This window comes from Streptomyces sp. NPDC028419, assembly GCF_055565515.1.
The window spans coordinates 1-26,795 of the sequence record NZ_JBVHUE010000063.1 but is presented as its reverse complement, the minus strand read 5'-3'; the positions used below and the strand labels follow the sequence as shown (position 1 = coordinate 26,795).

Annotated in this window: 28 protein-coding genes and 1 pseudogene; 22 read left to right on the top strand and 7 right to left on the bottom strand. The window is 73.4% G+C overall.

Annotated elements, in window-relative coordinates:
- The first annotated feature begins 260 nt into the window (after window positions 1–260).
- From ACZ4UB_RS38565 to fbaA, 4 genes are all read left to right on the top strand, one after another.
- Complete coding sequence (locus tag ACZ4UB_RS38565; RefSeq protein ID WP_468077808.1) at window positions 261–1,094, top strand: SRPBCC domain-containing protein; 834 nt, start codon at window positions 261–263, stop codon at window positions 1,092–1,094.
- Between the two features lie 183 nt (window positions 1,095–1,277).
- Complete coding sequence (locus ACZ4UB_RS38560) at window positions 1,278–2,099, top strand: aldose epimerase family protein (protein WP_468077807.1); 822 nt, start codon at window positions 1,278–1,280, stop codon at window positions 2,097–2,099.
- 10 nt (window positions 2,100–2,109) lie between these two features.
- Window positions 2,110–2,649 carry an orotate phosphoribosyltransferase gene (pyrE, locus tag ACZ4UB_RS38555; protein ID WP_354383377.1) on the top strand — a complete coding sequence of 180 codons (540 nt, stop codon included), beginning with the start codon at window positions 2,110–2,112 and terminating at the stop codon, window positions 2,647–2,649.
- Window positions 2,650–2,893: 244 nt separating this feature from the next.
- Window positions 2,894–3,916, top strand: a complete 1,023-nt coding sequence (gene fbaA, locus ACZ4UB_RS38550) for a class II fructose-bisphosphate aldolase (RefSeq protein WP_354383376.1) — start codon at window positions 2,894–2,896, stop codon at window positions 3,914–3,916.
- A 134-nt stretch (window positions 3,917–4,050) separates the two neighbouring features.
- Here fbaA and ACZ4UB_RS38545 read toward each other — a convergent pair whose 3' ends face one another.
- Window positions 4,051–5,049, bottom strand: a complete 999-nt coding sequence (locus tag ACZ4UB_RS38545) for a ScbA/BarX family gamma-butyrolactone biosynthesis protein (protein ID WP_468077805.1) — start codon at window positions 5,047–5,049, stop codon at window positions 4,051–4,053.
- A 419-nt stretch (window positions 5,050–5,468) separates the two neighbouring features.
- Between ACZ4UB_RS38545 and ACZ4UB_RS38540 the strand changes: the two genes are divergently transcribed.
- The 7 genes from ACZ4UB_RS38540 to ACZ4UB_RS38510 all read left to right on the top strand — a co-directional run bounded on the left by ACZ4UB_RS38540 (window position 5,469) and on the right by ACZ4UB_RS38510 (window position 12,486).
- Window positions 5,469–6,182, top strand: coding sequence for an HAD family hydrolase (locus tag ACZ4UB_RS38540; RefSeq protein WP_468077803.1), 714 nt, complete (start codon window positions 5,469–5,471; stop codon window positions 6,180–6,182).
- Between the two features lie 82 nt (window positions 6,183–6,264).
- A complete protein-coding gene (locus tag ACZ4UB_RS38535; protein WP_468077801.1) occupies window positions 6,265–7,044 on the top strand; it encodes a glucose 1-dehydrogenase in 780 nt (259 codons plus the stop codon).
- Between the two features lie 77 nt (window positions 7,045–7,121).
- Window positions 7,122–7,835: a ScbR family autoregulator-binding transcription factor gene (locus ACZ4UB_RS38530; RefSeq protein WP_468077799.1), complete on the top strand. Its 714-nt coding sequence runs from the start codon at window positions 7,122–7,124 to the stop codon at window positions 7,833–7,835.
- A gap of 197 nt (window positions 7,836–8,032) precedes the next feature.
- Window positions 8,033–8,755, top strand: coding sequence for an AfsR/SARP family transcriptional regulator (locus ACZ4UB_RS38525; RefSeq protein ID WP_468077796.1), 723 nt, complete (start codon window positions 8,033–8,035; stop codon window positions 8,753–8,755).
- 196 nt (window positions 8,756–8,951) lie between these two features.
- Window positions 8,952–9,422 carry a flavodoxin family protein gene (locus ACZ4UB_RS38520; RefSeq protein WP_468077794.1) on the top strand — a complete coding sequence of 157 codons (471 nt, stop codon included), beginning with the start codon at window positions 8,952–8,954 and terminating at the stop codon, window positions 9,420–9,422.
- 56 nt (window positions 9,423–9,478) lie between these two features.
- Window positions 9,479–10,234: a hypothetical protein gene (locus tag ACZ4UB_RS38515; RefSeq protein ID WP_468077792.1), complete on the top strand. Its 756-nt coding sequence runs from the start codon at window positions 9,479–9,481 to the stop codon at window positions 10,232–10,234.
- A 212-nt stretch (window positions 10,235–10,446) separates the two neighbouring features.
- Window positions 10,447–12,486 (top strand): helix-turn-helix domain-containing protein, encoded by a 2,040-nt coding sequence (locus ACZ4UB_RS38510; protein WP_468077790.1) that lies wholly within the window; start codon window positions 10,447–10,449, stop codon window positions 12,484–12,486.
- Window positions 12,487–12,528: 42 nt separating this feature from the next.
- Here ACZ4UB_RS38510 and ACZ4UB_RS38505 read toward each other — a convergent pair whose 3' ends face one another.
- The 3 genes and pseudogenes from ACZ4UB_RS38505 to ACZ4UB_RS38495 form a co-directional block, all read right to left on the bottom strand.
- Complete coding sequence (locus tag ACZ4UB_RS38505) at window positions 12,529–12,897, bottom strand: barstar family protein (protein WP_468077812.1); 369 nt, start codon at window positions 12,895–12,897, stop codon at window positions 12,529–12,531.
- 15 nt (window positions 12,898–12,912) lie between these two features.
- Window positions 12,913–13,683, bottom strand: a pseudogene (locus ACZ4UB_RS38500) (alpha/beta fold hydrolase); the annotation flags it as partial.
- A 110-nt stretch (window positions 13,684–13,793) separates the two neighbouring features.
- Window positions 13,794–15,032 carry an IS701 family transposase gene (locus ACZ4UB_RS38495; protein WP_468077788.1) on the bottom strand — a complete coding sequence of 413 codons (1,239 nt, stop codon included), beginning with the start codon at window positions 15,030–15,032 and terminating at the stop codon, window positions 13,794–13,796.
- A 147-nt stretch (window positions 15,033–15,179) separates the two neighbouring features.
- Between ACZ4UB_RS38495 and ACZ4UB_RS38490 the strand changes: the two genes are divergently transcribed.
- From ACZ4UB_RS38490 to ACZ4UB_RS38475, 4 genes are all read left to right on the top strand, one after another.
- Window positions 15,180–15,593 carry a DUF3151 domain-containing protein gene (locus tag ACZ4UB_RS38490; RefSeq protein ID WP_354380774.1) on the top strand — a complete coding sequence of 138 codons (414 nt, stop codon included), beginning with the start codon at window positions 15,180–15,182 and terminating at the stop codon, window positions 15,591–15,593.
- Between the two features lie 166 nt (window positions 15,594–15,759).
- On the top strand, window positions 15,760–16,608 hold the full coding sequence (locus ACZ4UB_RS38485; RefSeq protein WP_468077786.1) for a tryptophan 2,3-dioxygenase family protein: 849 nt from the start codon (window positions 15,760–15,762) through the stop codon (window positions 16,606–16,608).
- The gene (gene kynU, locus ACZ4UB_RS38480; RefSeq protein ID WP_468077784.1) at window positions 16,601–17,890 is read left to right on the top strand and encodes a kynureninase; all 1,290 of its coding nucleotides are present in this window, start codon (window positions 16,601–16,603) and stop codon (window positions 17,888–17,890) included. Before ACZ4UB_RS38485 ends, kynU begins: the two co-directional genes overlap by 8 nt.
- Before the next feature lie 256 nt (window positions 17,891–18,146).
- The gene (locus ACZ4UB_RS38475; protein ID WP_468077782.1) at window positions 18,147–19,022 is read left to right on the top strand and encodes an alpha/beta hydrolase family protein; all 876 of its coding nucleotides are present in this window, start codon (window positions 18,147–18,149) and stop codon (window positions 19,020–19,022) included.
- A 17-nt stretch (window positions 19,023–19,039) separates the two neighbouring features.
- On the opposite strand, the gene ACZ4UB_RS38470 is transcribed toward ACZ4UB_RS38475, so the two are convergent.
- Window positions 19,040–20,233 (bottom strand): FAD-dependent oxidoreductase, encoded by a 1,194-nt coding sequence (locus ACZ4UB_RS38470; protein WP_468077780.1) that lies wholly within the window; start codon window positions 20,231–20,233, stop codon window positions 19,040–19,042.
- 72 nt (window positions 20,234–20,305) lie between these two features.
- Here ACZ4UB_RS38470 and ACZ4UB_RS38465 point away from each other — a divergent pair, with 72 nt between their 5' ends.
- The 5 genes from ACZ4UB_RS38465 to ACZ4UB_RS38445 all read left to right on the top strand — a co-directional run bounded on the left by ACZ4UB_RS38465 (window position 20,306) and on the right by ACZ4UB_RS38445 (window position 23,183).
- A complete protein-coding gene (locus ACZ4UB_RS38465) occupies window positions 20,306–20,989 on the top strand; it encodes a TetR/AcrR family transcriptional regulator (RefSeq protein WP_468077778.1) in 684 nt (227 codons plus the stop codon).
- A 74-nt stretch (window positions 20,990–21,063) separates the two neighbouring features.
- Entirely contained in the window at window positions 21,064–21,336 is a 273-nt protein-coding gene (locus tag ACZ4UB_RS38460) for a hypothetical protein (RefSeq protein WP_468077776.1), read from the top strand.
- A gap of 301 nt (window positions 21,337–21,637) precedes the next feature.
- Complete coding sequence (locus ACZ4UB_RS38455; RefSeq protein ID WP_468077773.1) at window positions 21,638–22,441, top strand: DUF1906 domain-containing protein; 804 nt, start codon at window positions 21,638–21,640, stop codon at window positions 22,439–22,441.
- A 95-nt stretch (window positions 22,442–22,536) separates the two neighbouring features.
- A complete protein-coding gene (locus ACZ4UB_RS38450) occupies window positions 22,537–22,785 on the top strand; it encodes a type II toxin-antitoxin system CcdA family antitoxin (protein ID WP_468077771.1) in 249 nt (82 codons plus the stop codon).
- Complete coding sequence (locus ACZ4UB_RS38445; RefSeq protein WP_468077769.1) at window positions 22,782–23,183, top strand: DNA-binding protein; 402 nt, start codon at window positions 22,782–22,784, stop codon at window positions 23,181–23,183. Before ACZ4UB_RS38450 ends, ACZ4UB_RS38445 begins: the two co-directional genes overlap by 4 nt.
- Before the next feature lie 106 nt (window positions 23,184–23,289).
- Here the strand turns inward: ACZ4UB_RS38445 and ACZ4UB_RS38440 are convergent, their stop codons facing one another.
- The gene (locus ACZ4UB_RS38440) at window positions 23,290–24,573 is read right to left on the bottom strand and encodes an adenylosuccinate synthase (protein ID WP_354380759.1); all 1,284 of its coding nucleotides are present in this window, start codon (window positions 24,571–24,573) and stop codon (window positions 23,290–23,292) included.
- Between the two features lie 184 nt (window positions 24,574–24,757).
- Between ACZ4UB_RS38440 and ACZ4UB_RS38435 the strand changes: the two genes are divergently transcribed.
- Window positions 24,758–25,678 carry a diacylglycerol kinase catalytic domain-containing protein gene (locus ACZ4UB_RS38435; protein WP_468077810.1) on the top strand — a complete coding sequence of 307 codons (921 nt, stop codon included), beginning with the start codon at window positions 24,758–24,760 and terminating at the stop codon, window positions 25,676–25,678.
- Entirely contained in the window at window positions 25,675–26,331 is a 657-nt protein-coding gene (locus ACZ4UB_RS38430; protein WP_468077766.1) for a hypothetical protein, read from the top strand. Before ACZ4UB_RS38435 ends, ACZ4UB_RS38430 begins: the two co-directional genes overlap by 4 nt.
- Here ACZ4UB_RS38430 and ACZ4UB_RS38425 read toward each other — a convergent pair.
- Window positions 26,261–26,671, bottom strand: a complete 411-nt coding sequence (locus ACZ4UB_RS38425; protein WP_468077764.1) for a VOC family protein — start codon at window positions 26,669–26,671, stop codon at window positions 26,261–26,263. The two genes, ACZ4UB_RS38430 and ACZ4UB_RS38425, sit on opposite strands and share 71 nt — an antisense overlap.
- Between the last annotated feature and the right edge of the window lie 124 nt (window positions 26,672–26,795).

Below are 26,795 nucleotides of genomic sequence, written 5' to 3'. Positions count from 1 at the left end.
AGGTTCACCGTGTCACGGCGCCCGGCACGGCACCTCGCCGCGTTGTCGGACCACGACGGTACGTCCAGTACGAGTCGCGGTCCTCCGCCTTGCGAGCCGTCCCCTCGGCCCTGCGGGCCTGGGGAGGCCCCAGGGCACCGGACACCGCGACCCGGCAAACCTTTCCGGCCACGGCACTAGCAGGCCCCCGGCGCCGCGGCCGTCCGCCCCGAGGACCGGAAAGCGCACGGTGGGGCCGCGCCCTCGGTAGGCTCGGCGGCATGGAGCATCAGGTGTTCGTTCCGGTACCGGCAGCCGACCTCCGAGCGGTGCTGCGGGACCCCGCCCGCCTGGCCCGGTGCGTACCCGGCTTCCAACAGGACGCCGACGACGCCTCCGGGCCGCTGGCCGGTCGGCTGAAGCTGCGGGTCGGCGGGCACACCGTGACCTACCGGGGTGCGTGGGCCGTCACCGAACGGGACGAGGACACCTTCGAGGCCGACGGCGAGGGCACGGAGGTCCGGGGCCAAGGCTCCGTGAAGACCACGCTCTCGCTGCGGCTCGTGCCCGAGGACGGCGGCACCCGGCTGGTCTTCACCGCCGCGGGCAGCGCCGACGGCCGGGCCGCGGGATTCGCCCCGGAGGCCACCGCCACCTCGGTGCACCGGCTGCTGGACCGCACCTGCGTGAACCTGACGACCGCCGCCACGGCTACGCCCGCCGCGGACGCGACGTCCGCGGACGCGGCCGCCGCAGACGACGTGGACGAGCCGGAGGGACCCGGGGTCATCGAGGTGTCCGCCTCGGTGTTCGACACCGAGGTGCCGCCGCCGTCGCTGGACCCCTTCCTCGACCAGGACTTCGGTCGGTTCGGGGAGTTCGGCGATCTCGGGGACACCCCGCGCCCGCCCGCCGAAGCCGCCCACGCCCGCCGCACGATGATCGGCCGCAGCGCCGAAGAGGTCGACCACGCACCCCCGCGCGGCCGTTACGCACCGGTCCCCGCACCGGACTCCGGGTCCCCGGCCCTGAACCTGCGCTGGCTGGCCCCCGCCGCGGCCCTCGCCCTCGCCTCGGCGGTCGTCGTCGGACGCGCCCTGCGGCGCCGCCGCTAGGTCCTGTCGTCAAAGTGCCGTCGTCGCCCGAAGGGCGGCCCCGCGGCGTCTGGTGCGTGCTCTCGCCGTGCCGGGCGGAAGCCCGCGTACTGGACGTACTTGGCTTTCGCCCGGTGCGGCGAGAGTGCGTGCCAGGCGTCGCGAGGCAGACGGCACTTTGACGACAGGGCCTAGGGTCGGGGCATGAGTACGCGACTGAGCGCCGGGGGCGCCGAACTGACCGTCGACCAGGAGAACGGCTGCCGGATCAGCAGTCTGCGCGTCGACGGACTGGAGCTGCTGCGCCAGGGGGACGACTTCGGGTCCTTCCCGATGGTCCCGTGGTGCGGGCGGCTGGGCGAGGGGCGCTTCCGGGACGCCGGCGTGGTCCACCAGATGCCGCTGGACCACCCGCCGCACGCCATCCACGGCTTCGGTCGGCACGCCGCCTGGAGCCCCGCCGGAACCGCGACGGCCGAGCGGACGGCCGAGGCCTCCTTCACCTACGACCTCACCGAACCGTGGCCCTTCCGGGGCCGGGTGACCCAGACGTTCGCCCTCGCACCGGAGGCGCTCACCCTGGCCATGGGCGTGGAGACGTACGACGACTCCTTCCCGGCCCAGGTCGGCTGGCACCCCTGGTTCCGCCGCAACCTCGGGGTGGGGGGCGACGTACAGCTCTCCTTCGAGCCGGTCTGGCAGGAGGAGCGCGGTGCGGACTACCTCCCGACCGGCCGGCGGATCGAGCCGCTGCCCGGCCCCTGGGACGACTGCTTCGGCATGCCTTACGGCGTCGACGTCACGCTGACCTGGCCCGGCGCCCTGGAGCTGCGCCTGACCAGTAGGGCCGAATGGCTGGTGGTCTACGACCAGCCCGAGGAGTTCGTCTGCGTCGAGCCGCAGTCCGGACCGCCCAACGGTCTGAACACCCTGCCGCAGCTGGTCACGCCCATCGACCCGCTGGAGCTGTCCACCACCTGGACCTGGCGCCGTCTCCAGGCGTCCGACGCGCACGACGGGCTCTAAGCTCATGGGCATGAGTGACGTACGTGGTGAGCTGCTCCAGCAGATCAAGGACAAGGCCGTGGTGCACGGCAAGGTGACGCTTTCCTCCGGGCGGGAGGCCGACTACTACATCGACCTGCGCCGGATCACCCTGGACGGCGAGGCCGCCCCGCTGGTCGGCCAGGTCATGCTCGACCTCACCGCCGACCTCGACTTCGACTGCGTCGGCGGTCTGACCCTGGGCGCCGACCCGGTCGCGACCTCGATGCTGCACGCCTCCGCCGCGCGCGGTCAGCGTCTGGACGCCTTCGTCGTCCGCAAGGCGCAGAAGGCGCACGGCATGCAGCGCCGCATCGAGGGCACCGAGGTCAAGGGCCGTCGCTGCCTGGTGGTCGAGGACACCTCGACCACCGGTGGTTCCCCGCTGACCGCCGTCGAGGCCGTCCGCGAGGCCGGTGGCGAGGTCGTGGCCGTCGCCACGATCGTCGACCGCGGCGCCGCCGACGCCATCGCTGCCGCCGGAGTGCCCTACCTCACCGGTTACCAGCTCGGGGACCTCGGCCTCTCCTGAAGCGAACGGGTGCCGCGGGAACTGGTGACTTAGGTCCCCACCTTTCCCCGAGACGGTCCTGACCTGCGGCTTTCGCACCAGCCGGGGTGTTTCACGTGAAACACCCCGGCCGGCTGGGCCCGGGCAGGTCCGCCACCGAGGTGGAGTGTCGTGCGGAGTCTGGAAAGATAGCCCCGACGGCAACGTCGCCCCCAGGTCAGGGCCCGCAATAAGCACACTCCCCGCACATCCAAGGAGCGGACAGATGCCCATCGCAACCCCCGAGGTCTACAACGAGATGCTCGACCGGGCGAAGGCAGGCAAGTTTGCCTACCCGGCGATCAACGTGACCTCGACCCAGACCCTGCACGCTGCACTGCGCGGCTTCGCGGAGGCCGAGAGCGACGGCATCATCCAGATCTCCACCGGTGGTGCGGAGTTCCTGGGTGGCCAGTACAACAAGGACATGGTGACCGGCGCCGTCGCGCTGGCCGAGTTCGCCCACATCGTGGCCGCGAAGTACGACATCACCGTCGCCCTGCACACGGACCACTGCCCGAAGGACAAGCTGGACGGCTACGTCCGTCCGCTGCTCGAGGTGTCCGCCGAGCGCGTGGCCCGTGGCTTGAACCCGCTGTTCCAGTCGCACATGTGGGACGGTTCCGCCGAGACCCTCGCCGACAACCTGGCCATCGGCCAGGAGCTGCTGGCCAAGGCCGCGGCCGCCAAGATCATCCTTGAGGTCGAGATCACCCCGACCGGTGGCGAGGAGGACGGCGTCAGCCACGAGATCAACGACGAGCTGTACACGACCGTCGACGACGCGCTGCGCACCGCCGAGGCCCTGGGCCTGGGCGAGAAGGGCCGCTACCTGCTGGCCGCCTCCTTCGGCAACGTCCACGGCGTCTACAAGCCGGGCAACGTCGTCCTGCGGCCCGAGCTGCTCAAGGACCTGCAGGCCGGTGTCGGCGAGAAGTACGGCAAGGCGTCGCCGTTCGACTTCGTCTTCCACGGAGGCTCCGGCTCCACCGCCGAGGAGATCGCCACCGCGCTGGAGAACGGCGTCGTGAAGATGAACCTCGACACAGACACCCAGTACGCCTTCACCCGTCCGGTCGTGGACCACATGTTCCGCAACTACGACGCGGTCCTGAAGGTCGACGGCGAGGTCGGCACCAAGTCCAAGTACGACCCCCGCACCTGGGGCAAGGCCGCCGAGGCGGGCATGGCCGTGCGCGTCACCGAGGCGTGCGCGAACCTGCGCTCCACCGGCACCAAGCTGAAGTAGTCGCCGCAACGCGAAAAGGGCCCTGTTCCATCGCTTCGTCAGCGGTGGGGCAGGGCCCTTCGGCGTATTCGTATGTCGTGCTCTGGTGCTCCGTGTTCCGGTGCCCCGTGCTGCGTCCCCCGTGGCCGCAGTGATCAGGGCGTCATCCCGAACGGCAGTGGCTGTACCTGGCCGGTCCCCACGACGGCGAGGAAGACCTGTTCGTCCTCCTGCGTCCCGGTGACCCGGACCGTGGTGGGGCCCGTGCGCTCCGCGGTGACCCACAGCGGTATGCCGAACTCCGCGTACCGCTGGTAGGTGCTGACGACCGAGACGGGCATGACGGCGGGCGCGGGCGTCAGGGCCACCGCGGCCTGGCGGGCGGCCTCCAACAGGACCATGCCCGGCAGGTGGTCCCCGGGGTGGTCGAAGAGCACCGGGTGCCGGGTGTCGTACCGCAGCTGCCAGGTGACGGCCGTGGTGGTCTGCGCGGTGGCCGCGAGGACCACGTCGAAGGGCGAGATCCGGCCCACCTGGGCGGGCTGGAGGGGCGCCGAGGGCAACGACGGCATCGGGCGGCGGTCCAACTGCGCGGCGCGCAGCCGCCGGTAGACGGCGGGAGAGGTCACGGTGTAGCCGACGTCGCCGGTGGCGATCACCACTCCGTTCAGGAGCATGGTCACCTCGTACCGCAGGGCCTGGAGCTGTGTACCGCGCATCCGGATGTCGGAGCAGGTGACCTCCAGGTCGAGGTCGGCCGGGGCGTCCCCGATCAGGAGGTTGTCGGGCATCGTCGTGTAGTCGAGGCCCCAGAGCAGGAACTGGTGGCCCAGCGGTACGCCGTACGCCTCGTGGGCGACGTAGGAACCGACCTGGCGAATGGTTTCGCAGATCATCATCGGGTCGTAGTGCGTACCGGCGATCGGGCTGAAGAAGCTGTGCCCGCGCGGGAGTTGGGCGCGCACGTGGAAACGGTCGGGGCCCGGGCGGCACATACCGGTGAGGAAAACCTCGGCGACGGCCGCGCGGTGCACGAGTTCGCGCGGCACCGTGCTGGTCAACGCGCTTCCGGAGCCGTCCGGGCAGACGCAGTCCACCGGGAGCGAGGGCGAGCGCGGGGTGAGATCGGTCGTCGGTTCCAAGGTCGTGATCATGATGCCCCTTTGGATCATGGCCGGAAGTCGCACCGGGTTGCCGTCGCCGGGTACGTACTTCCGGGTTTGATTGACAGACAGAGGATTACCCGATGATCACTCAGTTTGGGCATCGGAAGTGACGTACTCCACACGAGAAGGGGTAGCGGAATCGGCCGCCGCGAGCAAGATTCCCGCAGGTCAATGACTAGGAGCGACTCATTCCGTCACCCTGCGTCGATTTTCGGCCTACCAGCCAGATCTAGACATAGATCGGGTATCTTTTATCCTGCAGCGCCTGCGTACTTGGGAGTATTTTTCTGGGGGTCCCCCGGTGGGCCGGTGGCTGCAACTGTTCGGAACGGTCCCGCCGCCCCTCGCAGCGCCCCGCACCCGCACCACCTGCCACCCCAAGCGGCCCCCGCCGATGGGAGACACCGATGCCCGCCCGCCACGCCACCCGCCCGCTGGGGCACTTGAGGCTCGCCGCCGTCAACATCGACGGGGTCCTGCTCAATGACACCTTCAGCCCGGTCATCCACCAGTTCGTGACCAGCCGCGGCGGCACCTACGACGCGGACGTGGAGCGCGCGGTCTTCTCGCAGTCCCGCACCGTCGCGGCCCGCGCGCTCGGCGCCGCGGCCGGCCTCGACTGGACCCCCGAGCGGGTGCTGGAGGTGTACTTCGAGGAGCGCGCCGCCTACCTCGCCGAGCACCCCCTCGCTGTGCTCCCCGGCGCCGAGCAGCTGCTGCACCGGTTGCGCGCCCTGGGGCTGCGCACGGTGTGCTACGGGGGCCTGGACAAGGCCCACTTCGACACCCACCTCGGCCGGTACGGGCACCTCTTCGACGAGCCGGGCTACGTCTGCACCAACGATTTTCGGCCGGGCATCCAGGAGATAGCCGTCGACACCTTCGGCGTCGCCTACGACGAGGCGGTCTTCATCGACGACGTGGCACGGGTCTCGGAGGCGGCCCGCGCGCTGCGGGTGCCCTTCATCGGACACCCCAGCCGCTTCCCGCACGGCTTCCAGGCGAGCCTGATGCGCGAGGTGGGGGTGCGGCACGTGGTCGGCTCCCTCGACGCGATCGACGAGGAGCTCCTGCGTACCCTCGACGGCGAGGCGGCGGCGGGCCTGTCCTGGGCCGCCTGAAAGCTTCCGGACCGGGCCGTGGGAACCGCGCGGACCTGGGCGGACGGGTGCCACGGGCACCCACGACACGAGGACATCTGAAATGGGGACTGTCATGGCGGGAGAGCGGATGCTCGACGGCAAGGTCGCGCTGATCACGGGCGCGAGCAGCGGCATCGGAGCCGCCGCGGCGCGGGTGTTCGCGCGCGAGGGGGCCCGGCTGGTGCTGGCCGCGCGCCGCGAGATCCGCCTCAAGGAGCTGGCGGAGGAGCTGCGCGCCCAGGGCGCGGAGGTCGAGTACGCGGTGACCGACGTGACCCGTGCGGGGGACACGGCCGCGGCGGTGGCCGTCGCGGTGGAGCGTTTCGGGCGGCTGGATTGCGCCTTCAACAACGCGGGTTGGGGCGTAGGGCGTTCGCCGCTGCACGAGATGGGCGACGACCTCTATGACCAGATCATGGACGTGAACGTCCGGGGCACCTGGAACTGCCTGCGCGACGAGATCGCGGCCATGCTGGCGACCGGTGGCGGCACGATCGTCAACAACAGCAGCGTCGGCGGCCTGCTGGCGACCCCGGTGGCCGCCCCCTACGTCGCCGCCAAGCACGCGGTGATCGGCCTGACCAAGGCGGCCGCCGCGGAGTACGCCGCCCAGGGCATCCGGGTCAACGCGGTGGCCCCCGGCACCACCCGGACCGAGGTCGTCGAGCAGTGGTTCGCCGCCGTTCCGGGCGTGGAGGAGCAGCTGCACGCGGCGACCCCGCAGCCGAGGACGGCCGAGCCCGAGGAGATAGCCGAAGCGGCCGCGTGGCTGTGCAGCCCTCGTGCCTCCTTCGTCACAGGCGTCACGATGCCTGTGGACGGAGGGTTCACGATGGTGTGAAGCTGTACTCGTAAGTACGTACCCGGGGGCATGTAATGCCGATCGGACGGGGGGCATGGAGAGGGACAGAACGACTGATGAGGACTGAACGACCCCAGGTGAAGCAGGACCGCGCCGTGCGGACGCGCCAGGCGATCCTGGAGGCTGCCGCGCTGGTCTTCGAGGACCGGGGCTACGACGCGGCGAAACTGACGGACATCGTCAAGATCGCCAGGGTCACCAAGGGAGCCCTGTACTTCCACTTCGACTCGAAGGAAGACCTGGCCCAGGCGGTCATCGACGCGCAGGTCAGTGTCGAGCCCGCCTTCACCCCGCAGGAATTCAAAGCGCAGCAGTTCGTCGATGTCGGAATGATCTTCTCGCACCGCCTGCAGCACGACGTGCTGATGCGCGGGAGCGCGCGGCTCACGCTGGAGCAGAACGGCCGCTCGCTGGACCGGGCGGCGCCCTACCAGGGGTGGATCGACCTGCACACCGAGCTGATGACGGAGGCCAAGGCCCGCGGCGAATTGCTCTCGCACGTGGATCCGGCGCAGCCGTCCCGGCTGATCGTCGGCTCGTTCGCCGGGCTGAACGTGATGTCGCAGACCCTCGGCCTGACGCTGGACGAGGAGGTGTCCGCCCTCTACACGAGCGTGATGCCGAGTCTGGTCGTCTCGGCCGTGGCGATCCGGCTCGACACGGCGCCCGGTCGCGGCGGCCGTGCGCTGCACGGTGCGCAGGGGGCGCACCTGTGCGACTGCGACGGTTTGCGGCAGTTCCCCGACGACGCCGACGAGGACGTCGCCTGAGGCGACCACCTGACGTCATCGGCGTGCTGTGTGCCGGCCCTCCGCCCCGTGCGGGGAGGGCCGGTTTTTTTTGTGCCCCGGGTCACGTGATTCGTGATGTGGAAGGCGTTCCCTTGAAAAAAACTTCCGGGTATTATTTTTCTCCAGGGCTCGGTATGTAAACGGGCCCCGCCGCGGCGCACTCTGGGGAGGGATTCATGGACATCGAGGTGCTCGGCGGGCTTCGCGCCCTGGAGAACGGCGTGCCCGTGGTCCCCACGCACCAGCCCGCCCGGCAGGTCTTCGCCGTACTCGCCGCCTACGCCGACCAGATGGTGCCCACCACGGTCCTGGCGGCGGAGCTGTCGGCGCACGGACCCGACGGCGAGCGCGCCCGCGCGATGCTGCTGACCGCGATCCGCCAGATACGTGAACTCCTCGCGGGCGCCGCTGACTCCGCCGGGCGGCGTACCCCCGAGGCCGTCCTGGTCTCGCTGCCCGGCGGGTTCCTCCTGGACACCGACAGTGGCCGCAGCGACCAGGGCGTCTTCGCCCGGGAGGCGGGAGCGGGCTACCGGGCCATGGCGCGCGGGGAGTTCGCCACCGCGGCCCGGCGGCTGCGCGGCGCGCTGCGGTTGTGGCGGGGCCCGGCCTTCGGGGGGATCGAGGCCGGTCCGCGGCTCGCCGCGCGGGTCGCGGACCTGGAGGCGACCCGGCTGTCGGCGCTGAAGCAGTGGGTGGAGGCCGAGCTCGCGCTGGGCCGGCACCGGGAGCTGCGGACGGAATTGCGGGCTGTGACGTCGGCAAAATCGCTCGAAACATACCGAACCCTGGCAGAAGTGCTCGGTTCGGACCTCGGGCCCTGTCCGGCCGACACCACCCGCGCGCTGCGCCGGGCTCTGCTGCCCGGTCCGCCCCAACTCGTGCCAGTAGCCGCCTGACCAGGTGTTTCCGTAGGGACTCGGACCCTCTGGGGCGTTTCCTGCGATGCGGTCCTTTTCCTGCGACCCGGCGGATCGATCACCATTCCCACCGGTATGTTTCTCCTAGAAAGTGTCACCTCATGAACCACCACCACACCGCCTCCCGCGCCTGCCGAGCCGCATCCCCGGGCCACCCGTTCGCGGGTGACACGGGATGGGGGTAGCCCGGCCCCCGCTGGTCGTGGTCGTCCACGCGGGGCGGGCGGGGCGGGTGTGCGCACAGGCGGTCGTGGCGCGCGACGGCGCCGCGGACGCCGGTGCGCGCAGCCACCTCGTCGCCGCCGCGGAGCTGGGCGACGCGCAGTGGGAGCTGCTGGCCGAGGCCGACGGCATCCTCTTCGGCACGACGCTGCCGCAGGTGATCGGGCGCGGTGACTGGCTGGGCAAGCCGGCCGCCGGGTTCGTGGCCCCGGGGGCGGACGCGCGCGAGCGGCTGGACGAGCTCGCGGCCTTCGCCGAGGGGCTGGGCATGTGCTGGATCGGCCCGGCCGGACCGCCGGGGCGGTTCGCCGGGCCCGGCCCGGACCCGGTGCTGGACGCGGTGCGCCGACTGGGTTCCCGGATGGCGCGGATGGCCCGACTGGCGGGAGCGGCACCGGTGGGCGCGCCGGGTGGGGTGAGTTGACACACAGCCGGCGGCGGCGGTGTGCGGCGGGCTCCGGACCAGCACACTCGCTGGATATGGGTGCTGCGTTTGTGGAAGAGCCCGGCGCCGCGGATGCCGTGCGCCGCCTCGTGGCCGAGGGGGTCACGCCGTGGCTGGAGGGCGTGCCGGGCGTCGGTCCGGCGGGGATGCGGGAGTTCGCGAACCGGCTGGGGGTGCGCAACCTCCTGTACGGGACGCAGCGGCGTCCCGCGGCCATCGGTGCGGTGTGCGACGCGCTGGGGCCGGTGGGCGGGCTGGTGGCGGCGCCACCGCTGGGGGACGGGACCTCGTACGAGGCGGCCCGTGCGCTGGTGGAGGCCGTGGACCGGCCCAACTTGATCGTGGTGCTGTCCGCCTCGGGGGAGGGACCGGCCGCCGGTGCGCGGCTGTTGGGGGAGGGCACCGGGGTCTGCTTCGGTCCGATGACCGGCCCCAGGACGTACGAGGGGGTCCTGGGAGCCTGGTTGGGCGGCCTGGAGCGGGCCAGGGAGCGCGGCCTCGACCTGGCCGCGCTCCCGGCGTTCGCGTCGCTGTGCGTGGGCGAGTTGGGACCGCTGGCCGTGCCGACGGCGCGGTTGCTGTACGCGCGCTACGACCGGGCGCTCGGCGGAATGCGCTGGCGGGCCCTGGCCGCGGCGGGCGCCCGCCCGCACCGGCTGATGTGGACGGCGCTCGGCGACCGCGCGGAGGACCTGCCCGGTCTGATCGGCTGGGGGACCTCCGCGGCCCTGACGCTGCGGGCCCTGCAGTCCCTGCCGGCCCTGCGGGGCGACACGCTGAGCCCGCCGTGAGCCCGCCCTGAGCCCGCCGCGAGACCCGTACCGGTCCCGCCCGGAGCCCGCCCGGTCCCCCTCCGCCTTCCGCTTACGTCCCCGGGGCGGCCGTCGCATCGCTCGTGCACCCGCTCTGACCAGCGCAAGCTCACTTGACCACGATCACAGTGGAACCTAGGTTCGGATGGCTAGTTTCGTACCGGTACGTGGGGAGCGGGGGAACGGGAGCCATGGAACGAGCGGCGGACACCGCCGGGAACGTGGCCGGGGGCTCGTCGCCGGCACTCGCCGTCCTGGAGCTGCTGGCCGCGGGCGCGCCCGAGGCCGCCTTCGACGCGCTCCTGCCCACGGCGGACCCCGGCCTGGCCAGGGCCGTCCTGTTGGCCCGCGAGATCCGCGCCCGCACCTCCCCGGCGCCGCTCCCGCCGCCCCGGGACCCCGGCCCCGCACCTGAGGGCGGCGACGCGCTGGTCGCGCTCGCCGACACCGCGCACGACCTGACCTCCTCCTACGACCTCGACAGCCTGCTGCGCGTCATCGCGCGCCGGGCGCGGCGGCTGCTCGGGCTCGACGTGGTCTGCGTCACCTTCACCCGGCCCGACGGGACCTCGTACCCCCACCTGTCCGACGGCGGCACGGCCGGCTACGAGTCCGGGCTCGGCATCGGCGCCGCCGACGGGCTCGGGGCGCTCGTGCGCGAGCGCCGCGCCCCCGTCTGGAGCGCGGACTACCCGAACGACGCCACCCTCGCGCACGCCCCCGGCGTGGACGCCGCGGTGCGCGCCGAGGGCGTGCGGGCCGTCGTCGCCGTACCGATGCGCCACCGCGACGGCATACTCGGCGTGCTCTACGGAGCGGACCGCCGCGTGCGCTCCTTCGGCCCCGCCGAGGTCGGCACGTTGCTGTCGCTGGCCGACCTGGCGGCCGTCGCGGTCGAGAAGGCACGGTTGTTGGAGCGGGCCCGCGACGAGGTCAGCGAGCTGGAGCGGTTCGGCTCCGTCACCGACACCACCTTGACCCGGGTCCGTTACCTGTGGGACTGCCACGCCCGGCTCGCCCGCCTCGTCCTGGACGGGGCGGGGCTGGCCACTCTCGCCCGGACCACCGCGGACGCGCTGGACGGCGTGCTCCAGGTCCGCGATCCCGGCGGCCGCCCGCTGACCCCGGGGCCCGGACCGGTCGGCCTCGACGAGGCCGCCGTGACCCGCGGCGCCCTGCACGCGCACACGGCCCGCCGCCCGGTCCGGCTCGCGCACGCCGCCGACGCCGACCGCACCGCCGAGCCGATGTACGCCGACGAGCACGCCGACTTCTCCGATGCCGACTTCGCCGCGCGCGACACGGGCGAGGTGTGGGTCGCGCCCGTCACGGCCGGGGCCGAGGACCTCGGCGTACTGGTGCTGCACGCGGCCGAGCCCCTCACCGAGGAGGACGTGCGGCTGCTGGAGCTGGCCGCCCTGTCGGTGGCCTCCCTCATGCTGATCCAGCGGGGCACGGCCGCGGCCGAGGGCCCCGTCCGCGACGAGCTGCTCCAGGAACTGCTGGACCGCCCGAACCACTCCTCCGACCTGCACGTGCGCGAGCGCACCCGGCGCCTGGGCATCGACCTCGACGTGCCGCACGTGGTGGTCGTGGTCCGGCCGGAGGGCGGGGAGCTGGGCCGTGCGGTCGCCTGGGCGAGTTCGTACGCGTACCGGGTCGGCGGCCTCAAGGGCGTCCGGCGCGGCTGCATCGTGCTGCTGCTCCCCGGCGCCGACGCCTCCGCGGCGGCCCGGCAGGTCTCGATGGAGGTCACCCCGTTGCTCGGGCACCCGGTCTCCACGGGCGCGGCCGGTCCGGCCAAGGGCGCCGCCGCGGTCGCCGGGGTGTACGAGGAGGCCGCGCGCTGCCTGGACGCGCTGACCGCGCTCGACGGGGTCGGTGGCACCGCCTCCCTGAGCGAACTCGGCTTCCTCGGGCTGCTGTTGTCGGCGGACCACGACGTGGACGCCTTCATCGGCCAGGCGCTCGGCCCGGTGCTGGAGTACGACGCGGCCCGCTTCACGGAGCTGACCCGCACCCTGGAGGCCTACTTCGAATCGGGCGGCAGCCCCACGCACGCCGCCGAGGTGCTGCACGTCCACGCCAACACGGTCTCGCGCCGCTTGGAGCGGATCGCGGAACTCCTGGGCGAGGGCTGGCAGAAGCCGGCCCAGGCCCTGGAGATCCAGATGGCACTGCGACTGCGCCGCACGCGCGAGGTCCTCGTCCGCACCCGGCCGCCCACCTAGTGCCGTGACCGGGCCGTCTCCGGCCCCGCCCCGGGGCGTCTCTCAGCGCAGCCGCAGCGCCCCCGGTGCCTGACCCTCCATGATGTCCGTCAGCCAGTCGAAGACCGTCGGGCCCTCCCCGCGCCGCGCGGCCGCCAACTCCTCGGCGATGCGCTCGCGGTTGGTGGGATGACAGCGCGTCAGGCGCAGCTCCAACTGGCGGGCGGTCTCGGCGTGCCCGAGGCGCTCCCGGGACAGCTCGTGGTCGTACCAGTCGAAGTGGAAGTCGGAGCCGTGCGTCCCGTAGCCCCCGCGCAGGCAGTCGTTGAAGGCGTCGAGATTGCGCCCGAAGTACCCCTCGGGACCGTTCACCGCCTCGCCGATCTCACGCCAGAAGTCCTCCAGGTTCCCGATCCGCCGCCCGTCGAGCACGTAGAGCGCCGTGTCCAGGGCCGCCCGCACCGCCGCCGCGAAGTCGTCCGGATTGTCCAGCATGATGTTGTGCCCGCAGTCCTCGACCGCCACGACGGACACCCCGGCCGCCTCCAACTCCGCGGCCCCCTCCAGCGCGCCGTCCTCGGCCGGATAGAGGAAGGCGCGCGGGATCCGCAGCCCCAGCAGCAGCTCCCGCATGGTGGGCACGGTCCCCGCGGCGAGGTGGACGGCGCTGCGGTGCAGGGCGGTCCGCCCCGCCAGCCGCATCGTCGACCACCAGTGCGCGCCGACCCGGTCGCGGACCTCGGCCCACCCGCCCGCGAGGAACTCCTCCTCGGTGTAGGTGGCGAGGCCGCTGCTCCCGGCCGGCACGGCGGCGCCCGGCGCGGGCGGCCGGACCGGGTCGAGGTTGGCGTCGACGAGCACGAGCCGGGAGACCAGCTCCGGATGGCGGTGGGCCAGCACGATCGCGACGGCCCCGCCCATGCTGTGGGCGATCACCTCGCCCCCGCCGACCCCGGCGTCGACCAGGGCGGCCGCCACGGCGTCGGCGTGCGCCTCCAGCGTGTACGAGAACCCCTCGGGCCGGTCGCTGTGCCCGTGCCCCAGCATGTCCAGCAGCAGGGAGCGCCGCCCGGCGAGGCGGGGGTGCGTCGCGCTCGCCGCGAAGTACGCGGGCGAGGTGGAACCCAGCCCGTGCAGGTACACCCTGGCCGGCTCCTCACCGGCCAGCTCGACCCATCGGATCCGGTCGCCCTCCGCGGTGACCACAGCACTGTGCACAACGAACCCCCGTCATTCCCGTACGACTTGATTCCCGTACGACTTGTCGGGCCGACGGCCGGGGCGGACCTGTGGGTCCGCCCCGGCCGTCGGCCGGCTACCGGGCGACCCTAGACAAGATCACGACCGACCGGCATCCCGGTTTCCGACAGGCAGCGCGCCGCGTGCGCCACCGACGCCATCGTCACGTGCCGGTGCCAGCCCTGGAGCGAACGCCCCGCGAAGTCCCGCAGCCCGACCTCCTGCACGCTGTGCGCCGAGCTCGCCGACACCCGCCGCGCCTGCTTCGTCATCCGCAGCAGCACGGCCGGGGTCACCGGCACCGGCCGGGCCAGGTCCGTCACCCACAGCTGCGAGGGCAGGCTGCGCGCGTCGGTCCACTCGCCGAGCAGGGTCAGGTGGCGCCGCCGCGCCGGGGACGGGTCCGGCATCATCACGCGCACCGCGGCCACCAGCGAGGTGCGCCGCTGCCCCGGGTACAGCGGGTCGGCCCACTCGACCACCGTGCGCAGCGCCCGTACGTTCTGCAGCACGTCCCGGGCCGCCAGGGTCCCCGCGCCGTGCCCGGGCAGCGCCGGGTCGGTCACGAGCAGCCGGGCGGCCGGGCTGATCCGGGCGAGCACCGGCAGCCGCGCGTCGGCGAACCGGTTCATCGTCGAGCGGGTGCCGATGTTCTGGATGTCGAGCAGCACCGGCCGCGCCGGCACCCCGACCTCGCGCACGGCGTCCAGGACCCCGGTGACCGCGCACTCCTCGTACGTCTCACCGGAGCGCTCGCCGCCCTCGAACTCGGCGGTCGCGGCGGCCCCGGTGGCGGCGCCCTCGTCGTCCGGCAGGTACAGCCGCCACCCCACGGGAGTGACGACGTCGGCCGAGGTGAACCAGATCCCGAAGGCCTGCTGCCCGCGGAACATCTGCCCGCGGTGCGGGTCGTACTGGCGCCCCACGCCCACCGAGTGCTCCCCGCCCTTGGGGATCGCCATCGGCTGGGCCACCCAGGCCGTCAGCGGCGAGGACTGCTCCAGGTACTGCGACAGGGCGGTGCGGATCGGCTGCCAGTCCCAGGTGGAGCCGGCGATGAAGTGGTGCAGGCTCTGCTCGGCGGCGGGCCCGCCGATCTGCTGCGCGATGTTGCGGATCGACTTGCGGCCGGGCGTCGCGAGCAGGCCCCGCACGTACTGGAGGCCCTTCTCCCGCTGGTCCCGGCGCCGCAGCGATCCGAAGACCGCCCCGCACAGGTCCTCGGCGGCCTCGTGGGCGCGGTGCCCGCCGTCGGCGCGTCCCAGCCCGGTGCGGCCGCTGCGCGGACGTGTGGCCAGGTGACTCCTGTGGATGGTGCTCGTGGTCATTGTCTTCCCCCGTTAAGTCGACTGACGACCTTCGTGTCCCACCGTCCGGTGAGGGACCCGGGTGCGGGGAGGTGTGCCGGGCACACACCTGGCGCCCGGTGTGGTGGGCCCCCCACCACGGGCCCGGGAGTACCGCAGACTGGGGGCATGTCGATTCACGAGAACCTGCTCGGCGGCCCTGCCCCGACCCACCTGCCCGACGACCCCGAGCCGCGCGAGGCGCTCGCCGCGGGCACCGAACCGGCCGAGGTGGCCGCGAAGTACCCGACGTCCTCGCTCGCCTGGGCGCGCCTGGCGGACGACGCCTTCGAGGCCGGCCGCCCCGTGGAGTCGTACGCCTACGCCCGTACCGGCTACCACCGCGGTCTGGACTCGCTGCGCCGCGCCGGCTGGAAGGGCCACGGCCCGGTGCCGTGGGAGCACGAGCCGAACCGCGGCTTCCTGCGCGCCCTGCACGCCCTCGCGCGCGCCGCGCAGGCCATCGGCGAGGACGCGGAGTACGAGCGCTGCTCGACCTTCCTGCGCGACTCCTCGGCGACCGCGGCCGACACCCTGAACTGAGGCTCCCGGCGCTCCCGGGCCCGCCGGGGAGGGTGTGAAGGTGGTCACTCTCCACTGGCGGGCCCCGTGGGGCCCCGGCCTATGATGCGAACAGGGGACCGGAGCTCCACTCACCCAGCAGGAAGGGGCGGACCGCTACCCGGAAGTTCATATCGAGGAGACAGCGATGTCGGAATCCCTTGATGCCTCCGGAGTGGGCGGTTCGGAAACCCCGAACCTCGACTTCGCCGGCACGACCCCCTACGAGGACTACGTCCAGGCGGACGTCCTCACCCACCTCCAGCACCCGCGCTCGGACGATCCGGGCGAGATGGTCTTCCTGGTCACCACCCAGGTCATGGAGCTGTGGTTCACGGTCATCGTCCACGAGTGGGAGACCGCGGCCCGGGCACTGCGCGAGGACCAGATCCCCGTCGCGATGGACGCGCTGAAACGATCCCTCCGCGAGCTGGAGGCCCTCAACGCCTCCTGGCGCCCCCTCGCCCAGCTGACCCCGGGCCAGTTCAACTCCTACCGCGCCGCCCTCGGCGAGGGCTCCGGCTTCCAGTCCGCGATGTACCGCCGCATGGAGTTCCTCCTCGGCGAGAAGTCCGCGTCGATGCTGGTCCCGCACCGCGGCGCGCCGCGCGTGCACGCCGAGCTGGAGAAGGCGCTGGCCGAGCCCAGCCTCTACGACGAGGTGCTGCGCCTGCTCTCCCGCCGCGGCCTGCGGATCCCCGCCTCGGTCCTGTCCCGCGACCTGACCCAGCGCTACGAGCCCTCCCCGCTCGTCGAGGCCGTCTGGACCGAGCTGTACGCCGACCCGGACGCCCACGGCGACCTGCACCGCCTCGGCGAGGTCCTCACCGACGTCGCGGAGCTGGTCTGGCGCTGGCGCAACGACCACCTGGTCGCCACCCGCCGCGCGATGGGCGCGAAGACGGGCACGGGCGGCTCGGCCGGGGTGACCTGGTTGGAGAAGCGCGCCACGAAGAACGTCTTCCCGGAACTCTGGACGGCGCGCAGCCATGTCTGAGACGCACGCAGCACGTCCGGCGGGAGCGAATTCAGCCCCGCCGGCGTTTGAGGAGCGGGGTTCGGGTCAGAGCCCCGAGACGCCCGGCGCAGCCGCCCTCCAGGCCCGCGCGGCCCGGCTGGACGCCACCGACGACCTGGCGAAGCTCCGCACCCGCTTCACCCTCCCCGAGGACCTCGTCTACCTGGACGGCAACAGCCTCGGCGCCCTCCCGGCGGGCGTCGCGGCACGCGTGGCCGAGGTCGTGACCCAGGAGTGGGGCAGCAGCCTCATCCGCTCCTGGTCCGAGGGCACCTGGTGGACCGCCCCCGAGCGGATCGGCGACCGCATCGCCCCCCTGATCGGCGCGGCCCCCGGCCAGACCGTGGTGGGCGACTCCACCAGCGTCAACCTCTTCAAGGCGCTGGTCGGCGCCGCCCGCCTCGCGGGCGAGGGCCGCACCGACCTGCTGGTCGACGCGGCCACCTTCCCGACCGACGGCTACATAGCGGCCTCCGCGGCCCGGATGACCGGTCTGCGGGTCATACCCGTCGACCCCGACCGGGCGGCGGAATCGTTCGGCCCGTCCACCGCCGTGGTCCTGCTCAACCACGTCGACTACCGCACCGGCCGCCTGCACGACCTCCCGGCCCTCACCGCGGCGGCCCGCGCCGCGGGCGCGGTCACCGTCTGGGACCTGTGCCACAGCGCGGGCGCCCTGCCGGTGGACCTCGACGAGAACGCGGTCGACCTCGCCGTCGGCTGCACGTACAAGTACCTGAACGGCGGGCCGGGCTCCCCCGCGTACCTCTACATCGCCGCCCGCCACCAGCGGGCCTTCGATTCGCCGCTGCCCGGCTGGAACGGTCACGCGGACCCCTTCGCGATGACCCCCGGCTTCAGCCCGGCCGAGGGCGCGGTCCGCGGCCGGGTCGGCACCCCGGACATCCTGTCGATGCTGGCCCTCGAAGCGGCCCTGGACGCCTGGGAGGGCGTGACGGTCGAGGCCGTCCGCGCCAAGTCCCTGGCCCTGACGGACTTCTTCCTGGAGTGCGTGGCGGCGTACGTGCCCGCGGGCGCCGTCGAGTCGGTCACGCCGGCCGCGCACGCGGAGCGCGGCAGCCAGGTGTCGCTGCGCACCGAGAACGCCTCCGCCGTCATGGCCGAGCTGATCGCGCGCGGTGTCGTGGGCGACTTCAGGGCCCCCGACGTCCTGCGGTTCGGCTTCACCCCGTTGTACGTCGGTTTCGCGGACGCGGAGCGGGCGGCCCGGACGCTGGGGCACGTGCTGCGGGAGTCCTGAGGGATGTCCTGGGGGATGTCCTGAGGGGCGTACCGGATCACACGGGTCGCATATACGGGTGATGTCGGGGCGAAACGTCACGGCAAGGGGGCGGGCGGGGCTACGGCCGCGCCCGCCCCCGCGCGTGCGCCCCCGTACGCCCGGGGTGGCACGGAACAGCAGGTTCCGGCCTGATACGGTCCCGCTCTGCCCGGAACACATGTACCCGCCGGCTCTGCTGTCCCCGCTGTCCCACCCGTTACCGGAGGTTGAGCTGATGACGGACCCCGCAGTGGAACGTGACGCTGCCGAGGCCGAGTCGGCCTTCTCCCACCCCCCGGTCGCCCCGGACGCCACCGCCGCCTACGGCGAACACCCCGACCAGGTCATCGACTTCTACGCCCCGCGCGCCCCGGGCCCCGGCCCCGCGCCGCTCGTCGTCGTCCTGCACGGCGGGGCCTGGCGCGCCCCGTACGACCGCCACCACATCACCCCCTTCGCGGACTTCCTGGCCCGCCGGGGTTTCGCGGTGGCCAACGTCGAGTACCGCCGCGGCAGTTCCCTGCCGCACCAAAACGCGCAAGCCCCCATCGCGGGCCGATGGCCGGAAACCTTCGACGACATCTCATCCGCGATGGACGCCCTCCCCACCCTGACGGCGACCGCCCTGCCGGGGATCGACCCGCGCCGCATGGTGATCACCGGCCACTCGGCGGGCGGCCACCTCGCCCTGTGGGCCGCCGCCCGGCACGTCCTGCCCGCCGGTTCCCCCTGGCGGCTGCCCGCGCCGCCGCCGCTGCGCGGCGTGGTGGCGCTGGCCCCCATCGCGGACTTCACCGAGGCCGAGGCGCGCGGCGTCTGCGGCGGCGCCTCGGCCCAGCTGTTGGGCGGCCCCGAGCACTTCGCGGCCCGCCTCCCCTACGCCGATCCGGCCGCCCTCCTCCCGACCGGCATCGCCACGGCCGTCGTCCAGGGCCGCGAAGACATCGTGGTCCCGCACGAGGTGTCGGAGGCGTACGTGGCGGCCGCCGCGCAGGCGGGGGAGACGGTCGGCCTGACGATCCTGGACGGCGTCGGCCACTTCCCCCTCATCGACCCGGCCGCGGACGCCTGCGCGGTGGTCGCGGAGGAGATCGCCCAACTGGCCTGGTGACCGCGCCGCCCGCCTGGCTAGCCGGGCAGGCGGAAGCCGTCGAAGAGGTCGTCCATGCCGCGCAGCGCCAGGCGGGCGGGGGTGGCGCGGACCGCGAGGTCGCGGGCGGCCGCCGCGAGCGGATTGCGCAGGGCGCCCAGCCGGCCGACCCGGCGGGCCCGCACGCGCACGGCGTCGGTGCGCGCCAGCCGGGCGGCGGTGTACGCGGCGAGCGCGGCCGGGACGGGGTCGGCGCCGTCGACGGCTCCCGTGGGCGCGGTCCCCGCGGGCAGCAGGTGGGCGAGGACCACCGCGTCCTCGATGGCCTGGCAGCCGCCCTGGCCGAGGTTGGGGGCCATGGCGTGGGCGGCGTCGCCGAGCCAGGCGATCCGGCCGTGGTGCAGGCGCGGGAGCGGGGCGGCCAGGTCGTAGAGGTCGTTCTGGAGGACGTCGGCGGGGTCGAGGCGGTCGATGCGGTCGAGCAGGGCCGGGATCGGGTCGTGCCACGTGCCGAAGCGCCGGCGGAGTTCGGCGCGGGGGTCCGCCGACCGGGTGCCGGCCGGGGCCGGCGCGGTGGCGTAGAGGTAGAGCCGGCCGTCGGAGAGCGGGGTCAGACCGAACCGTTCGCCCCGCCCCCAGGTCTCGCTCATGGCCGCCACCCGCAGCTCGGGGGCGTCCACGATGGTCCGCCAGGCGGTTTCGCCGAGGTAGTGCAGACCGGGGTGGGCGGGGAAGTGCGCGCGGCGCAGCGGGCTGTGGATGCCGTCGGCGGCGACGACCAGGTCCGCGGAGAGTTCCGGGCCACCTGCCGTTCGGACGATCGCGCGGCCCGCGTCCCCGTCCACGGCGGTCACGGCGGCCCCGTAGCGCAGGGCTCGCGGCGGCAGGGCGCCGGCCAGGGCGGTGGTGAGGGCCGTGCGGGGAACGGCGAGGGGGGCCACGCCGTAGCGGGCCGCCATGTCGGCGGTGGCGGTCCGGGTGAGCCACCGCCCGTCGGAGCGGCGTGCCCCCATCGTCGCCGGCACGTGGCCGCCGGCGGCGCGGGCGGCGTCCACGCCGACGGCGTCGAGCGCGCGCAGGGCGTTGGGGGCGAGGCCGATGCCGGCGCCCGTGACGGGGGGTTCGGGGGCGCGTTCGCAGACGGTGACCTGCCAGCCCCGGCGGTGCAGTGCGACGGCGGCGGTGAGGCCGCCTATCCCGGCCCCGACCACCACCGCGTGACGTTGCGACATGGAACACCCATCCCCTCGCCGAGCTGCCTCTACATCCGTAGAGCCGTCACTCTACAGCTGTAGAGTGGACCCATGTCCATCCCCACCCCTGACCGAACGGCCCCGGACCGAACGGCCTCCGACCGAACGGCCCCGGACCGCCGCACCCTCATCGCGGACGCCGCGATCGCCACCGTGGCCGCGGCGGGCCTCCGCGGGCTCACCCACCGCGCGATCGACACCGCGGCGGGGCTGCCCGCGGGCAGCACGTCGTACTACTTCCGCACGCGCACGGCACTGATCGGCGCCTGCTACGCGCGCATCGAGGAGCTGGACCTGGACGACTTGGTCGACCTGGCCGGCCTCGACGGCGTGGACGACCCCGCCACCACCCACGGCGCCGAGCGCCCCCGCCCGCCCTCGCGGGACGAGGCCGCGGCCTCGCTCGGCGCGCTGCTGCACCACTGGCTGACCGCGGGCCGCGAGCGCCAACTCGCCCGCTACGAGCTGAGCCTCGAAGCCGCGCGCACGCCCGAGCTCGCCGTCGCCCTGCACCGGGCGGGCCTGGCCGCCCGCGCCCGGGCGGCGGCCGTCGCCCGGGCGCTGGGCGCCGCCCGGCCCGAGGAGGCCGGCGAGCTCCTGGTCGCCTGGACCGACGGCGTGCTCTTCGACCGCCTCGCCGGCGCGCAGGCCCGCACCCGGCCCGCGCCCGACCCCGCGGAACTCACCTCCCTCGCCCGCCGCATGCTCGACGGGGTGCTCGCTCCCGGTCGGTGAGCACCCCGGTGACGACATCGCGGCGCCCGAAAATTCCGGACGGGATCGCCGCTGTTTGCCTACGCTCGGCAGCGATGAAGAGACGTCTGCAACTCACCGAGCAGGTCGCGCGGTTCGTCGACCACTACATGCCGGCCACGGACCGGGACGTGTTCGAGCGCATCGTCGACAGGCTCCTGGACGACCCCGAAGGCGAGGGCACCCACCTCGTCTACCGGGACGACCCCGTGACGCGCGGGGTGTGGGAGGGGCACGTGATGGTCGAGTACGTCGTGACGAGCTGGTTCGTGGTCGTCATCGAGACGGACGTCTACGACGCGTCGCGCGGCTTCAACGAGCCGCTCTAGCACGCCCCACGACGGGCCGCCGGCGGCCGTACGGGCCCGAGCGCCCGGAGCCCAGGGCCGCCGCCCGGGCGTGCCGGCCCGCTCGGCCTGCCCGGGCGGGCGGGGGATCCGCTCCGCGCCCGGCGCAGCGGTGCCCGGCAGGACCGGCGCCGGGTGCGCGGGCGACGTACGAAAAGGCGGTCCGCCGCCGCCGGTGCCCGCGTCAAGGCGTGCGCCCCCCCTCCCCGGAAGGGGTGAGCGTGCGCCGACACGCCGGGGAGGTCCCCCACTTGGCGGCACCGGGGCGGCAGGGTCCCGGTCGGTGCGCACCCTTCTGCGGAACCTCGGCCTGACCGCCGCCTCCCTCGCCCTGCTCGGCATGACCACCCCCGCGGCCGCCCCGCCGCCGACCGAGGTGATCCACGGCCTCGGCTTCGACGCCTGCGCCGCGCCCCCCTTGAAGGCCATGCGGGCCTGGCACGGGGCGTCCCCCTACCGGGCCGTCGGCATCTACGTCAGCGGCGGCCAACGGCACTGCGCGCAGCCGGAACTGACCGCCGAGTGGGTCCGTCAGGTCCGCGCCATGGGTTGGCGGCTGATCCCCGCGCACGTCGGCATGCAGGCGCCCTGCAACGACTACCCGCACAAGACCGAGCGCTTCGCCCCGGCCCGCGCCGCCGACCAGGGCCGGGCCCAGGCCCAGGAGGCCGTACGGGCGCTCACCGCGCTCGGCATCGGCAAGGACAGCCCCGTCTACCTGGACATCGAGTCGTACGCGGTGAAGGACGCCCCCGCGGAATGCGGCCGGGCCGTCGTCGACGCGGTGGTCGGCTGGACGCGGGAACTGCACGCCTCGGGCTACCGCGCCGGCTTCTACTCCAGCCTCGGCTCCGGCGTCCGCGACCTCGCCGAAGCGGCCCGCGCCGGCCGCTCCCCGCTCCCGGAGGCCCTCTGGTACGCGCGCTGGGACAAGCAGGAGTCCACCGCCGACCAGGGCCCCCTGACCGCCGACCTGTGGCCGAAGGACGCCCGCATCCACCAGTTCGCGGGCAACGTCCAGGAGACCTGGGGCGGCGAAACCCTCACCATCGACCGCAACCGCCTGGACGGCCCGGCGGCGCGGTAGCCGCGCGGTAGCCGCCGCGCGTGGGGCGTCACCCGGTTGGGTGATCCTCGGGCTCTTCCCTCCCCACTGGGCGCATATCGTCGTATGCTCGCAGCATGTCAGGGACCACTCGTATTACCGTCACGCTGCCGACCGAGCAGGTGGAAGCCCTCAAGGGGCTCACGGACAACATCTCCGGGTATGTGGCCGAGGCCGTGGCCCGTAAGATCCGGCACCACCTGCTCGGCGATGACCTGCGGAGGTACCAGGAGGAGCACGGAGCCTTCACGGAGGAAGAGCTGGCTGCTGCCAGAGCAGAGTTGTCCGACCTGCCCGAGACTCAGGTGTCGGCGCAAGCCGCATGAGCGAGTCGGTCGAGACGGTGGTTCTCGACTCCCAAGGCCTGTCGGCGTGGATCACCCAGGACCGCAAGGCGTGGGGGCGGTTTGCTTTGTACCACTCGATGGGGGCACAGATGGTCGTCTGCGCCAACACGATCGTCGAAGTCAGCCATGACCGCCTGAACGAGGCGAAACTCAATTGGGCGCTGTCGCGCGCCAAGGTCGAGCCCGTCACCGAGGCGTCCGCCAAGGCCGCCGCGCTGCTGCTGAAGGCGACCGGTCTGCACGGCCACAAGTACGCGATCGACGCGACGGTCGCCGAAATGGCCCTGCGGCAGCCCGGCCCCGTGATCCTGCTGACCTCGGACGTCGACGACATGACGAAGCTCTGCGGGGACCGGGTCCGGATCATCGGTCTCTGACCGCCGAGCGCCGGCGGTGCCCCCACGCGCCGAGGGGCGGACCGCGCGGGCGGTCCGCCCCTCGGGCGGTGTTGCGGGTGGCGGCCGGGTCGGGCCGCCGGTCCGGCTACAGGAACGAGTTGATCTCGATCGTCTCGGTGCGGCCGGGGCCGACGCCGATCGCGGAGATCGGGGCGCCCGACATCTCCTCCAGGGCCTTGACGTACGCCTTGGCGTTCTTCGGCAGCTCGTCGAAGGTCTTGGCCTTGGTGATGTCCTCGGACCAGCCCGGGAAGGTTTCGTAGATCGGCTTCGCGTGGTGGAAGTCGGTCTGCGAGTAGGGCAGCTCCTCGACGCGCTTGCCGTCGATCTCGTACGCGACGCAGACCGGGATCTCTTCCCAGCCGGTCAGGACGTCGAGCTTCGTGAGGAAGAAGTCCGTCAGACCGTTCACGCGGGTCGCGTAGCGGGCGATCGGGGCGTCGAACCAGCCGCAGCGGCGGTCACGGCCGGTGGTGACACCGCGCTCGCCGCCGATGCGGCGCAGCGCCTCGCCGTCCGCGTCGAACAGCTCGGTCGGGAACGGGCCGGCGCCGACGCGGGTCGTGTACGCCTTCAGGATGCCGATGACGCGCGAGATCTTCGTCGGGCCGACACCCGCACCCGTGCAGGCGCCGCCCGCGGTCGGGTTCGAGGAGGTGACGAAGGGGTAGGTGCCGTGGTCGACGTCGAGCAGCGTGCCCTGGCCGCCCTCGAAGAGCACGACCTTGTCCTCGTCGAGCGCGTTGTTGATGATGAGGGTGGTGTCGGCGACGTAGGGCTTGATCAGCTCCGCGTACCCGAGCATCTCCTCGACGATCTGGGCGGCGTCGATCGCGCGACGGTTGTACAGCTTCGCCAGGAGCTGGTTCTTGCCCTCCAGCGCCGCTTCGACCTTCTGGGTGAGGATCGACTCGTCGTAGAGGTCCTGGACGCGGATGCCGATGCGGTTGATCTTGTCCGCGTAGGTCGGGCCGATGCCGCGGCCGGTCGTGCCGATCTTCCGCTTGCCGAGGAAGCGCTCGCCGACCTTGTCGAGGGTGACGTTGTACGGCGTGATGAGGTGCGCGTTGCCGCTCAGGAGCAGCTTGGAGGTGTCGATGCCGCGCTCGTTCAGGCCGCGCAGCTCGGAGAGCAGGACGGCCGGGTCGACGACGACACCGTTGCCGATGACCGGGGTGCATCCGGGGGAGAGGATGCCGGAAGGGAGAAGGTGCAGTGCATACTTCTGGTCGCCCACGACGACCGTGTGGCCGGCGTTGTTGCCACCCTGGTAGCGCACTACATAGTCAACGGATCCACCGAGCAGGTCGGTGGCCTTTCCCTTGCCCTCGTCACCCCACTGAGCTCCGAGCAGCACAAGAGCGGGCACAGGCGTACACCTCTTCCGGATGGGGCATGTCCAAGGTCAGGGGGCGTACGACGATGTACACCGCAGGCTGAGCCGTCGGACCGGTACCCCGGAATAGACGAAGGCCCTGGCGCAATAGCGCAAGGGCCTCTTGCACAAAGATGCTACCCGAGGAAGGACCGAGGTGTCGGCTCCAGAGCCCACCATGAGCCATGCGGGCGCGCCGGTAGGCGGCCTGCTCGTGCTCGTCGACCCGGTCGCCCGCCGCCTCGACGGCGAGTCCGTGCGGATCGCGAAGGATGTCTTGTCGGCCGGGGCGGCGGCGAAGATCTGCCTCCCCGAGAGCCTTGAGGAGTTCGCGCGGGCCCTTGCCCGCCGGGGTCATCGCCAGCCCGTGATCGTGGGTGACGACCAGGCGCTGGTGCGCGCGGTGGGGCTGTTGCACCGGCGCCGCGAGCTGGCCGACGCGTCGCTCGCGCTGGTGCCCGTGGGCGCCGCCCCGTCGCTGTCGCTGGCGCGCGCCCTCGGCGTGCCGGTGGGTGCGGTGGCCGGGGCGCGGGCGGTGCTCGACGGGGTCGTGCGCAGCCGTGACCTGCTGATTGACGACAGCGACGGGGTGGTGCTGGGGGGTCTGCGGATCGCCGGGGCGGGCGCCGCGCCCGTCGGTGCGGCGGGGCGCGCTGGACCGCCCGGTTCCGCTTCCGCCTCGGGCGCGGTGGCCGGGCTCGCGGTGGCGCGGGCCGCCGCGCCGCGGGCACCCGGGCGGCCCGCGGCGCCGTCCGTGTGGAGTGCGTGCCGGTCCCTGGTGCGGACCCTGGTGCGGCCGCCCGTGGGGCGCGGGGCGCCCGCCGCCCAGCGGCTGCGGCTGCGCGTGGAGGTGGACGGAGTGCTGGTCAGCGACGTGGACCAGGCGGTCGCGGAGGTGGCCGTGGCCGCGCGCGACGGATTGGTCGAAGTCGTTGTCCGGATGGTGGACGCGGGGCCCGCGGTGATCGGGCGGGGACTGTCCGTCACGGTTTCGGGGGCGGACTTCCGCTACCGCGCCGACCACGCCGACACCGGTCCGGTGCGGCGCCGCACGTGGACCCTGCGTCCGGCGGCGTGGGGGCTCACGCTGCCCCGATGAGGGCGGCCGGGCCGGAGCCGGAGGGGGTGGCGGCGGGAGTGGCGGCGCAGGACGTGGCGGAGGTGGCGGCGCTGGGCGACGGCCCGGCGCCGGACGAGGCGGCGCTGCGCGCGGCCGTGGGCGAGTGGCGCCGGGACGCGCTGCTGCTGTGCCTGCTGCCGGTGTTCTGGTGGCCCGCGGTGGCCGGGTGCGCGCTCGTACGACCGCGGCCCGTGGGGGCGCTGCTGCTGGTGGTGCTGCTGAGCCCGATGGTGCTCGGGGTGCGCGAGTTGTACGTCGCCCGGGGGGCCGGGAGCGCACTGCCGGCCCCGGCCCACTGGAGGCCGTACCGGATCACGGTGCGCCGGCGCGGGCTGCGGCCCCCGGTGCTGCTCCTGGGGGAGGGACGGGTGGTGGTGGCGCTGGGCCCGTTCGGCCACCGCGTCGTCCCGGCACGGCCCTGGCCGCCGGGGTCGGCGGCGGAGGCGGGGGCGGGGGCCGGGGCCGGGGTGCTCTGGTGCGCGGGGGAACCGGGGCCGGGGGCGCGCTGCCTGGTGTGGGCGCCGGGGGCGCGGAGGCTGGGGCGCGGGCGGGTCCGGCCGGCTAGGACTCCTGGAGGTTCAGCTGCCAGGAGACGCCGAAGCGGTCGTTCACCCAGCCGAAGCGGGCACTGAACCCGTACGAGCCCAGGGGCATCAGTTCCTTGCCCTCCTCGGCCAGGGCTCCGTAGAGCCGCTCCAGCTCGGCCGCGTCGTCGCACTCGACGAAGAGCGACACCGCGGGGGTGAAGCCGAAGGCGTGCTTCACGTGGCTGTCGATGCAGGTGAAGCGCTGCCCGGCGAGCGCGAAGGTGGCACGGAGCACCGTGCCCTCCGCGCCCGGGCCCTCGGGGCCGTAGCGGCTGATGTCGACGACCTCGGAGTCCTCGAAGAGCGAGGTGTAGAAGGTCATGGCCTCCTCCGCCCGGCCCTCGAACATCAGGAACGTGGTGATCTTCTGCGGCATCGAGGCCATGGCGCGCCGTCCTCCGGGGTGGATCGGTCTAGGGCGTGTTTCGAAAGTAGCGCCGGGCGCCCGGAGGGCGCGGCTCGCGGCGTCTGGTGCCGTGCATCGCAAGGCGGAGGGGCGCCCGCCTACT